This is a genomic window from Cupriavidus sp. FW305-46, assembly GCF_058787075.1.
Window position 1 is genome coordinate 50,323 of sequence record NZ_JBYSZI010000029.1, and the last position, 13,099, is coordinate 63,421.

A 13,099-nucleotide genomic window follows, 5' to 3' on the forward strand; every position below is an offset into this window, starting at 1 on the left:
GTGATGCCCCCCATTGCAGGAGCCCGAGATGACCCCCCCCCTGAAACCCGGCAAGGTCTGGCTGGTCGGCATCGGCCCCGGCAGCCCGGACCTGGTCACGGTACGCGCCATGCGCGCGCTGGCCGCGGCCGAGGTCTGGCTGGTCGATGACCTGGTCGCGCCGGAGATGTCCTGCTATGCCAGTCCCGGCACCCATGTTGAGTGGGTCGGCAAGCGCGGCGGGCGCTGCTCGGTCAGCCAGGAACGCATCCAGCAGCTGACGCTGCAGCATGCGCTGGACGGGCGCAGCGTGGCGCGCGTCAAGGGCGGCGATCCGCTGCTGTTCGGGCGCGGCGGCGAAGAGGCCGCCTTCCTGCGCGGCCACGGCGTGGCCGTCGAGATCGTCAATGGCATCAGCAGCGGCATGGCCGCCGCGCAGGCACTGGGGATTGCGCTGACGCACCGCGCGCACTGCCACGGCGTGACCTTCGTAACCGGCCATACCAGCGCGCACGGCTCGCCCGACTGGCAGGCGCTGGTGCGTGGCGGCACCACGCTGGTGATCTATATGGGCATGAGCCGGCTCGCGGCGATCCGCGACGGCTTGCTGGCGGCGGGGATGCGCAGCGACATGCCGGCGGCGGTGGTGATGCATGCCGGCAGCGAGCAGGCACGCAGCTGGGCCGGCTCGCTCGGCACGCTCGCCGAAGCGCTCGCGGAGGGGCTGGCCAGCCCGGCCGTGGTACTGGTGGGTGAGGTGGTTGGAGACACGCTGCAAGCGGTGCAAGCGGTGGTGTCGGACGCCGGCTCGCTGGCCGCGTAGCGTCGGCTTCCGGCAAGTTCTACCGAGTTCTGGGGACCCGATTGTGTGCTCCCTTCTCCCGCTTGCGGGAGAGGGGAGCACACCCACAGCATGCGAATGCTGTCAGCAATCGCGCAGTGCACTCAGCTCAATACGGCAACCCCACATAGTTCTCCGCCAACACCCGCGACGCAGCCTCCGACCCCACCAAATAGTCCAGCTCCGCCTGCTGCATCCGCAACGAGAACGCATCCGCATCCGGAAACCGGTGCAACAGCGAAGTCATCCACCACGAGAAACGCTCAGCCTTCCACACACGCTGCAGGCAACGCGCGGAATAGCCATCGAGGCCGCTGGCATCGGCATGGCGGTAACGGGCTTCAAAGCCTTCGGACAACGCCAGCACATCACTGGCCGCCAGGTTCAACCCCTTGGCCCCGGTAGGCGGCACGATATGCGCCGCGTCGCCCGCCAGGAACAGCCGGCCAAAACGCATCGGCTCGCACACAAAGCTGCGCAGCGGCGCAATGCTTTTCTCGATGCTGGGCCCGGTCACCAGCGCGCTTGCCGTCTGCGGATCGAGCCGGCTGCGCAGCTCCTGCCAGAAGCGCTCGTCTGACCAGTCTTCCACGCGCTCGCTAGCCGCCACCTGCACGTAGTAGCGGCTGCGGTGGCGCGAACGCATGCTGCACAGCGCGAAGCCGCGCTCATGGCTGGCATAGACCAGCTCATCGGCAACGGGGGGCGTCTCCGACAACAGCCCCAGCCAGCCAAACGGATAGACCCGCTCGAACACCTGCCGCGCCGCCGCCGGCACGCTCTCGCGGCAGATGCCGTGAAAACCGTCGCAGCCGGCGATGTAGTCGCAGGCCACCTCGTGCATGGCGCCATCCTTGCGATAGCGCACCGACGGCGTGCTGCCGTCGAAACCGTGCACGCTCACCTCCTGCGCTTCATAGACGGTGGGGGTGTCATCGGCGCGGCGCGCATCCATCAGGTCGCGCGTGACCTCGGTCTGCCCGTACACCGTGACGCTGCGCCCGATCAGCGCATGCAGGTCGATATGATGGCGCTGCCCGCCGTACGACAGGGCGATGCCGTGGTGGACCAGGCCTTCCGCATGCAGCCGCCCGGCCACGCCGGCGCGTTCCAGCGCGTCGACGGTGACGCTCTCCAGGATGCCCGCGCGGATGCGGCCAAGCACGTATTCGGGACTGCGTTGTTCGATGATGATGTTGTCGATGCCGGCGCGTGTCAGCAACTGGCCGAGCAGCAGGCCGGCCGGGCCGGCGCCGATGATGGCAACCTGGGTGCGCATGTCTTGTCTCCTTGTGGGTATCGGTCTTCTGCCGCTAAAGATAGTCGGCGCAGACCCGCCAAGGAATGGACAGATCGAACCAATGACAGGACAATCGGAACATCGATGGTAAACACCTAAGCCACCGTGAAACCTGTCCCGACGTACTCGCTGTATGGCATCAATCCCTCAGAACTGCTGGAAAACCAGCTTCATTTCGAATCCATTGCCGCACGCAGCCGCCTGCACGGATGGGAGATCAAGCCCCATCGGCATGATCGATTCCTGCAAATTCTGTACATTCACTCAGGCGCCGGCGAAGCCCTGCTGGAGGAGCGGCGCGAACGGCTGCGCAGCGGTTCGCTGGTAACGATGCCGCCACGGCACATCCACGGCTTTGTCTTCACGCCGGACACCGACGGCATGGTCGTGACCATGACCGACAGCCACCTGCGCACATTGCTGGCGGGTGTGCCGGATGCGCTACCGCTGTTCGCCGATCCGCGCCACGACCGCGTGCGCCGGGGCCACGCGCTGGCCGATACGCTGGCACTGGTTCGTGGCGAGGTGGAAGCTGTGTCCGCCTGGCGCGGGGCGTCGCTGTCGGCATTGCTGACGCTGCTGCTGATCGGCATCGCGCGGCTGGCCAATGCCGCCGCGCCAGCCGCGGCGCGCAGCGACAGCCGGCCCGCGCGGCATTTCCGGCTGTTCCAGCAGCTGCTCGAATCCGACTATCGTGAGCACAAGGACATCACGCACTATGCAGGCGCCATCGGCATCACACCCACGCAGCTCAACCGCGTGTGCCGCCAGGCTTGCGGGCGGTCGGCCCTGCAGATGATCCACGCGCGCGTGCTGGCCGAGGCGCAGCGCGACCTGCTGTTCAGCGACCTGGAGGTCAAGCACATCGCACTGTCGCTCGGGTTCGCTGACGCGGCCTACTTCTCGCGCTTCTTTGCGCGGCTGGTAGGGCAGGCGCCGACTGAGTTCCGGCAGTCGGGGCGTGCGCGGCTGCCGGCATTTGCGATGCCACCGCCCGCGGATGCGGCGGGCTGACCGCTCAGCCTGCCTGGTCGATTTCGGCGAACACCTCCTCGGCCAGGTGAAATGCCGAGTTCGCCGCCGGCACGCCGCAATAGATCGCGGCCTGCAGCAGCACCTCCTTGATCTCGTCGCGCGTCACGCCGTTGTTGGCGGCGGCGCGCAGATGCAGCTTAAGCTCCTCCGCGCGGTTCAGCGCCACCATCATGGCGATCGTCACCAGGCTGCGCGTATGCCGCGGCAGGCCTTCGCGCGTCCAGATCTCACCCCAGGCATAGCGAGTGATTAGGCTCTGGAACTCCTCGTTGAGCGGTGTCAGCCGCGCGAGCGACCGGTCCACGTGCGCACTGCCCAGCACCTCGCGCCGCACGGCAAGGCCAGCGTCGTAGCGCGCATGATCATCGGTCACCGGCAGCCGGCCGCGCACGAAATCGCGCAGCGCTGCCGTGAAGCGGCCGGGCTGCTCGAAGCTGGAAATATGCGCGGCGGGCAGTTCGACAAAGCGGGCGCCGGGAATCGCGTCGGCCAGCGCGCGGCCTTCCTGCGCGCTGGTTGACGGGTCCTGGCTGCCGGCGATGACCAGCACGGGCACCGTTATCGACGCCACCGACTCGCGGAAATCGGCGTCGCGCACGGCCGCGCAACTGGCCGCATAGCCGCGCGGATCGAGCCCGGCGAGCACATCGCGCAGGCCGTCCAGCGCGCGCTCCGCCGTGGCGGCAAACGCCGGCGTGAACCAGCGCTCGACCGAAGGCGCGACCATCACGGCCATGCCTTCGCGCAGCACGGTGTCGATGCGGGAATTCCAGCCGTCGGCATTGCCGATCTTCGCGGCGGTATTGGCCAGCACGATATGCGAGAACCGCTGCGGCGCATGGATGCCCAGCCACATCCCGGTGAGCCCGCCCATCGACAGGCCACAGAACACCGCCTGCCCGATCCCCAGCGCATCCAGGATGGCGATGACGTCCTGCCCGAGCTGCGCCACGGTAAAGGCATCGCCCGGTGCGGTCGAGCGGCCGTGGCCGCGGGTGTCGTAGCGCACCACGCGAAAGCGCCCTGCCAGCGCGGCGGCCTGCGGCTCCCACATGGTGTGGTCGGTGCCGAGCGAGTTCGAGAACAGGATGGCCGGCGCGGACTCGGGGCCGTCAACGGTGTAGAAGAGCCGGGCACCGGCGTGGTCGAGGTAGGGCAATGCAGTCTCCTTGGGGGCGCGGCCGGCGGCGTGACCGGCGCGTCGTGATAGTTCCGGGCTCAGGGCAGTTTCAGGACAGGCGCGCCACCAGTGCGGATTGCCAGGCCTGCACGGCAGCGTCCGCAAAGGCCGCGGACTGGCCCGCGTAGTTGGCGGGGTCGGCAAGGCGATCCAGCGCGGCGTCATCGAGCAGGCCGGCATGGGCCGGGTCGGATTGCAGCGTACTGGCCAGCGCGTCACGCAGGCTGGTGCCGTCGGCCACCGCACGTTGCGAGGCGCGTTCCACCAGATGGTGCGCCGGCAGCCGGCCGATCCTGCTGCCAAGTTCAAGCATCGCCGCCTCGCCGAGGATCAGGCCATGGGTGAGGCCGAGGTTGGCGCGCATGCGCGCCGCATCGACCTGCAGCCCCGCCACGACCTCACCCATCTGGCGCAGCGCGCCGGCGGCCAGCGTCACGATCTGCGGCAGTGTGTCCCACTCGGCCTGCCAACCCCCCAGGGCACGCTCATGTTCCTGCACCATGCCCGCCAGCATCGTCGCCACCAGCGGCGGCACGCGCACCGCGGCCGTCAGCACCGCCGCGCAGCCGACCGGGTTGCGCTTGTGCGGCATGGTGCTGGAGCCGCCGCGGCCGGGGCCGGCAGGCTCGGCCACTTCCGCCACTTCGGTCTGCATCATCAGCGAGATATCGCGCGCCATCTTGCCGAGCGTGCCGGTCATCATGCCCAGTGTGGTGGCGATCTCGACCATGCGGTCGCGATGCGCGTGCCACGGCAGCACGGGCGCGGCCAGGTCCAGTTCGCGGGCCAGCGCGGCGGTCACCGCTGGTGCCGCATTGCCAAGGCTGGCGAGCGTGCCGGCGGCGCCGCCGAACTGCAGCACGCGGGCCTGGACACGGGTGGTATCGAGACGGCCGAGATCGCGGCGCAGCGCATCGAGCCAGCCCGCGGCCTTGAGGCCGAAGCTGGCCGGCAATGCATGCTGCAGCCAGGTGCGCGCGACCATCGGCGTGGCCCGATGCGCCGAAGCCAGCGCGGCGCAGGCTGCGCCCAGGCGCACCAGGTCGGCATCCAGCGCGCGCAGCGCGTCGCCGGCCTGGAGCACCAGTGCGGTGTCGATGATGTCCTGGCTGGTGGCGCCCCAGTGGACAAAGCGCGCCGCCTCGGCATCGCGCGCGGCCACGGCGGCGGTCAGTTGCCTGACGAAGGGAATCGCGAGATTGCCGGCGGCGACCGCGGCTTGCGCAAGCGCGTCGCGGTCAATGATGCCGGGGTCGCGGCAGACGTCGGAGATCACGGCAGCGGCCGCGGCAGGGATCACGCCGCTGTCGGCTTCGGCGCGCGCGAGCGCGGCCTCCACGGCAAGCATGCGCTGCACCGTGCCGGCGTCGGAGAAAATGTCCAGCACGGCCGGGCTGCCGGACATGGGATCGGTGAGACGCGAAGCGGTTGGCATTGGGGGCGATGGGTAGCGTGAGTGGCCGTGACATCGACGGCCACCCGATTATGCGTCTGTTGCCGGCAGCGGGGTCTTCAGATGTCGAAGAACACTGTCTCGGCCTGCCCCTGCAGCGCCACGTCCCAGCGCAGCGTACCGTTGCCGGCATCGCTGGCAACCAGCGTGCCGCGGCGCTCGGCGGGGACCAGCGCCAACACGGCATCGGCGGCATTGGCCGCCGCTTCGTCCGGGAAGTACATGCGCGTGGCCACATGCCTGACCAGGCCGCGCATGAACACCGACACCATGATGTGCGGCGCCTGCGGCCGTCCGTCCGGGCCCGGCACGGCGCCCGGCTTGACGGTGACAAAGCGGAACGAGCCGTCGGCCTCGGTCGGCACACGGCCGAAGCCGGTGAAGCCGGGCACCAGCGGCAGTTCGCGGGTGTCTTCAGGATGGCGGTAGCGGCCGGCAGGGTTGGCCTGCCAGATCTCGACCATGCCGTCCGGCACGGGCTCGCCGTCGCCGTCGGTCACGCGGCCTTCGATCACGATGCGCTGGCCTGCCAGTTCCGGGGCGCTGGCGGTCAGGTCGGCGCAGTTCAGGCCGCTCAGGCCGATATGGAGATAAGGGCCGACGGTCTGGGATGCGGTGGCGTAAAGCATGGTCTTACTCCATCGGCGTGGCATCGCGGCCACGCAGCACGATATCGAAACGGTAGCCGAGCGCGTATTCGGGCTGGGTGGTCTCCCAGTCGAAGGCGGCGATCAGGCGGTTGCGCGCTTTCTCGTCCGGCACGCAGTTGAAGATCGGGTCGAACGGCAGCAGGGGATCGCCGGGGAAGTACATCTGCGTCACCAGGCGCGTGGCGTAGGCATTGCCGAACAGCGAGAAGTGGATGTGCTGCGGCCGCCAGGCGTTGTGGTGGTTGCGCCAGGGATAGGCGCCGGGCTTGATGGTCTTGAACTGGTAGTGCCCGTTGGCGTTGGTCACGGCGCGGCCCTCGCCCGAGAAATGCGGGTCGAGCGGGGCGTCGTGCTGGTCGCGCTTGTGCAGGTAGCGGCCGGCGGCGTTGGCCTGCCAGACCTCGACCAGCGCATTCGGCACCGGCCGGCCGTTCTCGTCGAGCACGCGGCCGGTCACGAGGATGCGCTCGCCGATGGGCTCGCCGCCGTTGCCGGCGGTGAGGTCGTTGTCACCTTCGCGGACGAACTCGGCGCCGAAGGTCGGACCGGTCACTTCAGACAGCGACTGCGGCAGCGCAACCAGCGGTTGGCCCGGCGAGCGCTTCTGCGTCGAGGCATAGGGATCGAAGCGGTATTCGGGTTGGGTGTCCCAGTAGGGACGGCGGTACTGGGCAAGACGGGTCATCGCGCAGTCTCCTTGTCATTGGAATGGTTTGACTTTAAACAGCACATAAAGTCATGTAAATTAAGATTACATCGAAATACGATAACTTTTAGGCATGAAACCACAGGCACCTCCCGCGCTCGAAATCTTCCGCAATCGCGTGCGGCTGCGGCACCTCTATTGCTTCGTGGCGGTATCGCAGACCCAGCACCTGGGCCGCGCCGCCGAACGCCTGGGCCTGACCCAGCCGGCCGTCTCCAAGACACTGAGCGAGCTCGAGGAACTGGCCGGCAGCCGTTTGCTGGTGCGGCAGCGGGCCGGCACCGAACTGACCACCGCCGGCACGCGCTTCCTGCGCCACGCGCTGCGCATCCTCGCGGATATCGATGCCGCGGCGGACAGCATGGCCGGCGCGGATGCACTGCCGCAAGAGCGCATCCGGCTGGGTGCGCTGCCGAGCGTGGTGCCGGCCGTGCTGACCGACGCCCTGCTGCGTTTTCGCGCCGCGCATCCCGAAGTCGGCCTTGCCGTGCAGACCGGCATGAACCGCAACCTTATCGACCAGCTCAAGGCGGATGTGCTCGACCTGGTCATTGGCCGGATGGATGACCCGGTGGCCATGGAGAGCCTGTGGTTCGAGTCCCTGGGCCCGGACTCGCTGGCACTGGCGGTTCGTCCCGGGCATCCCCTCGCCGCCGTATCGCGGCCAACCCTGGTTGACGCACTGGCGTGGCCGCTGGTGATTCCGGCCGCGGGCTCGATTCCCCGCCACAACACGGAAAGCCTGCTCGCCCGGCACGGCCTGCCCCTGCCGGGCGGATGCGTGGAAACCTCGGACGCCTATCTCGGACGGCTGCTGGCCCGGCAGAGCGACAGCGTGTGGGCCGCGCCGCTCTCCGCAACCAGGCGCGCGGTATCCGAGGGGGAGCTGGCGCTGCTGCCGATCGATACGCAGGGCACCGAGGAACCGATCGGCCTGCTGCGGCACGGCGACCGCACGCTCACACCGATGGCCGAGGCGCTGGCGAACTGCATTCGCGCCGCGGCCCAGCCTGATGCCGCTCAGTGACTTGCCACGCTTGCGCTGCCATTGACCGAGTCCGAGTCGGCGGCAGCCGCGGGGCGGCTGCTGAAATGCTTCACCAGCAGTGCACCGGCGGCCAGGAACGCCGGCACGGTGAGCAGCGTAAAGATCGTGTCGAAGCCAAGGTGCAGGCGCAGCAGTTCGGCACCGAGCAGCGCACCGGTGATGCCGCCGAAGCGGCCGATGCCAAGCATCCAGGCAACGCCGGTAGCGCGGCCCTGCGTCGGGTAAAAGGCCGCGGCCAGCGAAGGCATCGAAGACTGGGCACCGTTCATGGCCGTACCGGCGAGGAAGATCAGCACGCCCAGCAGCACCTGGCTGCCGGTGCCGTGGCCTACTGCGTAGATCAGCACGCCGGTTGCGGCGTAGGTGATGGCGATGACCTTGTTCGGATTGAAGCGGTCCATGAACCAGCCGGCCGCGATGGTGCCGATGCCGCCACCGAGCGGAAACAGCGCCGTCAGGAATGACGCGTGCTGGATCGAAAAACCGGCGTCCTTCATCAGCGTCGGCATCCAGCTCGTCAGCAGGTAGAAGATGACGAGGCCCATGAAGTAAGTGGACCACAGCATCGCCGAGCCCAGGCGATAGCCGGGGGCCAGCACGGTGCCGATCGCGGATCGGGTCGCAGGGGCCTGCTCGCCGATGATGAAGGTGCTGGCTTCGGGCAGGTCTGCGCCGGTCACGCGCCGCAGCACCTTGCAAATCTGGTCGGCCGGATACTTGCGCAGGACCATGTAGCGCACGGACTCGGGCAACAGCACCACCAGCAACAGCGCGAGCGCAAGCGGCACGATGCCGCCAAGCAGCAGCACGCTATGCCAGCCGAAGTGCGGAATCATCGCGGCGGCGACAAAGCCTCCGGCCGCGGAACCCAGCGGAAAGCCGCAGAACATGGTGTTCACCAGCACCGCACGGCGGCGTTGCGGCGCGAACTCCGATGTCAGCGTCACGGCATTGGGCATGGCGGCGCCCAGGCCAAGGCCGGTCAGGAAGCGCCAGACCGTGAGCCAGCCCAGCGTGGGCGCAAACGCGGTGGCGAGACTGCAGGCGCCAAAGAAGAAGACTGACAGCACCAGCACCTTCTTGCGGCCGACCCGATCAGCCAGCGGACCGGCGAAGATCGCACCGAAGGCAAGACCGAACAGGGCCGCGCTCATGACGGGCCCGAGGGCTGCTTTCTCGATCCCCCAGTCCTGCACCAGCGCCGGCGCGATATAGCCCATTGCCGCGGATCGAAGCCGTCAACGGCCACAATCAGGAAGCACAGGCCAAGAATGAGCCACTGGTAACCAGTGAACCGCTGGCCGTCGATCAAGGCCTGGACGTCTGCGACGCCGCCTTTGGTTTCGGTGGGATGTTGCACTTCTGTCTCCGTTTGCCTGGAAATCGCACTAGCCGTCCTGCAGGCCGGACATGCGATTTTGTTCTAATTGCGAACTGATGTTCTCCAATTGAACGAAATCTTAGGCAGCAGGCATTGCGACCCAGAATTAGCGTTAACCCGGCGGGAAATTGGCCGTCCGGCGTGGGGGCTTTCACCGGAACGGGCCATTTTTGTGGAACCAGATTGAACGTCTGGGTAAGCGGAGAGTGCTTTCTATCAGGAAACCGGCTGGTCGTGAAATTTACTAGCAGACTAGCCGTGCGGCATAACGAAATTTCATGTAAAGAGCGCCAACTCTCAATTTACATTCCGAAACCCACGACCTATAGTCTCGCCCCCGGCGTGCCGAGCCGATGCAATCCTGCGGCGACGTGCCTGTCCAACGTCTCAGGACACGCGGCGCGGCAAGCCGCCGGCCCAACCGAATCCATCCGATCATGCAACGCGTGCTTCTCATCCTTGGCTGCCTGCTGATCGCAGCCGCCGCTGCCTGGCCCTGGCTGTCGAAGCTGCCGCTCGGGCGGCTGCCCGGCGATATCCATATCGTCCGGGACGGGTTCAGCTTCTACTTTCCGATCACGACCTGCATCCTGGTGTCGGTGCTGGTGTCGGTCGTGATCTGGATCTTCCGGCGCTGAGCACCGCGAGGCGGACTAGGCTTGCGCTTCGGTCCGGAATACCGCCACCGCCCGCTGCATATGCAGCGCCTGCTCCTGCAGCGACTGCGCCGCCGCGGCGGCCTCCTCCACCAGCGCGGCGTTCTGCTGCGTGACCTGGTCCATCTGCGTCACCGCCTGGTTGACCTGGGCGATGCCGCTGCTCTGCTCGCGCGACGCATGGCTGATCTCATCCATCATCGCTGTCACGCGGCCGATGGCGGCAACGGTGTTCTCCATGGTCGCGGCAACGTCCAGCGCCAGCGTGTTGCCCGACGCCACGCGCTGCGCCGATTGCGAGATCAGCGTGCGGATCTCCTTGGCCGAGCTGCCGGCGCGCTGCGCCAGCCCGCGCACTTCGGTCGCCACCACCGCGAAGCCGCGGCCGGCCTCGCCCGCGCGCGCGGCCTCCACCGCCGCGTTCAGCGCCAGGATATTGGTCTGGAAGGCGATGCCGTCGATCACCGCGATGATGTCGACGATGCGCCGCGAATCGGCCTCGATCTCCTGCATGGTCTGCTGCATCCGCCCGACCGCGTCGCCGCCGGCGCGCGCCACGTCAGACGCCTCGCGCGCCAGCTCGCTGGCCTGGCCGGCATTGCTGGCGTTCTGCTGCACGGTGGCCGTCAGCTGCTCCATGCTGGCCGCGGTCTGCTCCAGCGACGAGGCCTGCTCCTCGGTGCGCTGCGACAGGTCGATATTGCCCTGCGCGATATCGCCCGCCGCCGCCAGCACGTTGTGCGCGCCGGCCTTGGTGTCGCCGATCAGCGCGCGCCAGCTGTCCACCAGCGACAGCAGGTGCCGCTTGATCTCGCTCAGTTCGTCGCGCCCGCGCACCGCGATGCGCAGGGTCAGGTCACCCGCGTTGATGCGCTCGACCATCTCAGCGACCTGCCGCACGTCGCCGCGCATGCCGCGGCTGAAGCCGATGAACAGGTAGAACGCGGCGGCCACGGTCACCAGCGCAATGCCCGCCAGCAACACGAACTGCCTTTCCTGCACCGCGACACGCTGTGCCAGCATGGCGCCCGCGACCTCGGCAAACGCCTTGTTGGCGGCAGCCACGCCTTCGATGGCCGCGGTGGCCTCGTCGAAATATGTCCTGGCATCGATGTCGATGCCGGTCGCGCCCAGCATCCGGACCTTGAGCGTGCGATGGAAGTTGTCCATCGCGGCGAGCCGCGCCAGCGCGGCGTCGATGCGCGGCCGGTACGCCGGTGCCGCGTTCCCGACGCGCGCGATGTCGCGCCGCACCGTTTCCAGCCCGTCGTGGATCTGCTCGGCGAGCGCGCCCAGGCCCGCCTGCTGCGCGGCATCGGCATAGCCGCCCTGAGCGATGATGCCGGCCCCGCGGCCGCGCGCCAGCGCGCTCAGCTCAGCCAGGCGCGGCATCGGTCCCACCAGCAGGTTGATCAGGTAGTACGAGCCCGCTTCACTGTCCAGTGCGAGTTGCGAGCGCTCGGCCAAGTCGCCGATAAACACCTGCGTCTGCCGCACCAGCGCGCTGTGGCGCTCGAACAGCGGCCCGGCCGTGGTGTCCAGGCCCAGCCCGCGCAGATGCTGCCAGTCCTGCTCCAGCTTGCGCGCCCCCGCTGCCAGTTCGAAGGCAGGATTTTCCGCGATGCTGCGCGTCAGCCCCGCCAGGCCGGCCGCGGCCTTGTTGTCGGCCGCATCGAAGGTGGCACGAAAGGCTGTATTGCCCGACAACACCGCATTGGCAGCGCCGCGCCGGACCTGGGTCTCGCGCATGAAGTCGAGCGCATGCCCGACCACGGCGAGCCCCCGCGCTTCATCGCCGGTGGTGCGGATCAATCGCGCCGCATCGCTCAGCACCACGTACATGGCGCCGCATAGCGGCACCAGGAACAGCACGGCTATGAGCGCGAGCTTGCGGTTGATATTCAGGCGCGCCATCAGGCGCTCGGCGGGAAGGAAAATGGGAGTCATGGCGGTCGCGGAACTTGGCTTGGTTTTCCTCCTATCGGCCTTGATTTGCAGGCCTGAAGCACGGATTGCGAAGGTCTTGATAATGCGCAAATCCAGTGCAGAAAACGCGCTGAAGTGGGGCAGAAGGCACGGGTTACGGGCAGTGTCGGCACCGCTGCCTACCCGCGTGCACCGAAGACGTGTGGGGTATCGGGCAGGGGATAACGGCGGCCATTCCGGCCTTGCGCCCTTGACCGGTCACCAGCCGGTCCGCCATTGCCATGTGCGGCATGGTCCGCGCGTCTTCCGAGCCTCCCTGAGCACGCTCATGCACAACGGGTCCGCTCGCCACGCTCGCGCCGGCGCGGACCCGGGCTCGCGACCATACCCGGCGTGGGAATGGCTTGCCGCATGGCTTCGACAAACAACCTGAGCTTCGCCGGATAGAAGCGCGCATGGGGGTAGACCAGGTAGATCGGCAAGGGATCGGCCTGCCACTGCGGCAGCAGGTGCAGCAGCCTGCCGCTGGCAATGTCGTCGGCAAAGATCCAGGCCGAGCCGACGGCAACGCCCAGCCCCAGCCGGGTCGCCGAATGCAGCGCGTAGAGGCTGTCCGTGCTCATGCGCGGCTGGAATGCGATGCCGTGGCGCGCCTGCGACTGCGTGCCGCAGCGTGCCTGCCGGCGCATGCCCGACCCCGCGCACGTCGGCCTCGAACATGGTCCAGTCGGCCACCAGTTCCTTGGCACGCTCATAGCAGCGCTCGCCGTCCTCGGTCAGCTTCATCGCATGCGTGGAGCGCTGCAGCAGGCGCACGCCGAGCAGCCGCTCCAGCGTCTGCAGGCGCCGGCTGACGGTGCGCTGGGTCGTCTGCAGCTGCGCTGCCGCGATCGACAGGCTGCCGGCCTCGACGATGCGCACAAAGGTCTGCGTGGCGCGCGCTG

General features: G+C 68.1%; 10 protein-coding genes and 2 pseudogenes. 4 read left to right on the forward strand and 8 right to left on the reverse strand.

Features of this window, described 5'->3' with window-relative positions; translation table 11 throughout:
- Positions 1–28 precede the first annotated feature (28 nt).
- Positions 29–802, forward strand: a complete 774-nt coding sequence (gene cobA / locus AC3WON_RS15900) for a uroporphyrinogen-III C-methyltransferase (protein WP_492352219.1) — start codon at positions 29–31, stop codon at positions 800–802.
- Positions 803–929: 127 nt separating this feature from the next.
- Here the strand turns inward: cobA and pobA are convergent, their stop codons facing one another.
- Positions 930–2,099, reverse strand: a complete 1,170-nt coding sequence (gene pobA / locus AC3WON_RS15905) for a 4-hydroxybenzoate 3-monooxygenase (RefSeq protein WP_492318378.1) — start codon at positions 2,097–2,099, stop codon at positions 930–932.
- A 126-nt stretch (positions 2,100–2,225) separates the two neighbouring features.
- Between pobA and AC3WON_RS15910 the strand changes: the two genes are divergently transcribed.
- A complete protein-coding gene (locus AC3WON_RS15910; RefSeq protein ID WP_492352220.1) occupies positions 2,226–3,134 on the forward strand; it encodes a helix-turn-helix domain-containing protein in 909 nt (302 codons plus the stop codon).
- Between the two features lie 4 nt (positions 3,135–3,138).
- On the opposite strand, the gene pcaDC is transcribed toward AC3WON_RS15910, so the two are convergent.
- The 4 genes from pcaDC to pcaH form a co-directional block, all read right to left on the reverse strand.
- Positions 3,139–4,314 (reverse strand): bifunctional 3-oxoadipate enol-lactonase/4-carboxymuconolactone decarboxylase PcaDC, encoded by a 1,176-nt coding sequence (gene pcaDC, locus AC3WON_RS15915; protein WP_492352221.1) that lies wholly within the window; start codon positions 4,312–4,314, stop codon positions 3,139–3,141.
- A gap of 70 nt (positions 4,315–4,384) precedes the next feature.
- Positions 4,385–5,770 (reverse strand): 3-carboxy-cis,cis-muconate cycloisomerase, encoded by a 1,386-nt coding sequence (locus AC3WON_RS15920; RefSeq protein ID WP_492318375.1) that lies wholly within the window; start codon positions 5,768–5,770, stop codon positions 4,385–4,387.
- A 77-nt stretch (positions 5,771–5,847) separates the two neighbouring features.
- A complete protein-coding gene (gene pcaG, locus AC3WON_RS15925; RefSeq protein WP_492318374.1) occupies positions 5,848–6,417 on the reverse strand; it encodes a protocatechuate 3,4-dioxygenase subunit alpha in 570 nt (189 codons plus the stop codon).
- A gap of 4 nt (positions 6,418–6,421) precedes the next feature.
- The gene (gene pcaH, locus AC3WON_RS15930; protein WP_492352222.1) at positions 6,422–7,123 is read right to left on the reverse strand and encodes a protocatechuate 3,4-dioxygenase subunit beta; all 702 of its coding nucleotides are present in this window, start codon (positions 7,121–7,123) and stop codon (positions 6,422–6,424) included.
- A gap of 94 nt (positions 7,124–7,217) precedes the next feature.
- Here pcaH and AC3WON_RS15935 point away from each other — a divergent pair, with 94 nt between their 5' ends.
- Positions 7,218–8,171 carry a LysR substrate-binding domain-containing protein gene (locus tag AC3WON_RS15935; protein WP_492352223.1) on the forward strand — a complete coding sequence of 318 codons (954 nt, stop codon included), beginning with the start codon at positions 7,218–7,220 and terminating at the stop codon, positions 8,169–8,171.
- Here AC3WON_RS15935 and AC3WON_RS15940 read toward each other — a convergent pair.
- Positions 8,165–9,552 (reverse strand): annotated as a pseudogene (locus AC3WON_RS15940) (MFS transporter). The gene AC3WON_RS15935 and the pseudogene AC3WON_RS15940 overlap by 7 nt on opposite strands.
- A gap of 458 nt (positions 9,553–10,010) precedes the next feature.
- On the opposite strand from AC3WON_RS15940, the gene AC3WON_RS15945 reads away from it, so the two are divergent.
- Positions 10,011–10,211 carry a DUF2905 domain-containing protein gene (locus AC3WON_RS15945; RefSeq protein WP_340525616.1) on the forward strand — a complete coding sequence of 67 codons (201 nt, stop codon included), beginning with the start codon at positions 10,011–10,013 and terminating at the stop codon, positions 10,209–10,211.
- 15 nt (positions 10,212–10,226) lie between these two features.
- Here the strand turns inward: AC3WON_RS15945 and AC3WON_RS15950 are convergent, their stop codons facing one another.
- Complete coding sequence (locus AC3WON_RS15950) at positions 10,227–12,176, reverse strand: methyl-accepting chemotaxis protein (protein WP_492318370.1); 1,950 nt, start codon at positions 12,174–12,176, stop codon at positions 10,227–10,229.
- A gap of 305 nt (positions 12,177–12,481) precedes the next feature.
- Positions 12,482–13,076: pseudogene (locus AC3WON_RS15955) on the reverse strand (LysR family transcriptional regulator).
- Between the last annotated feature and the right edge of the window lie 23 nt (positions 13,077–13,099).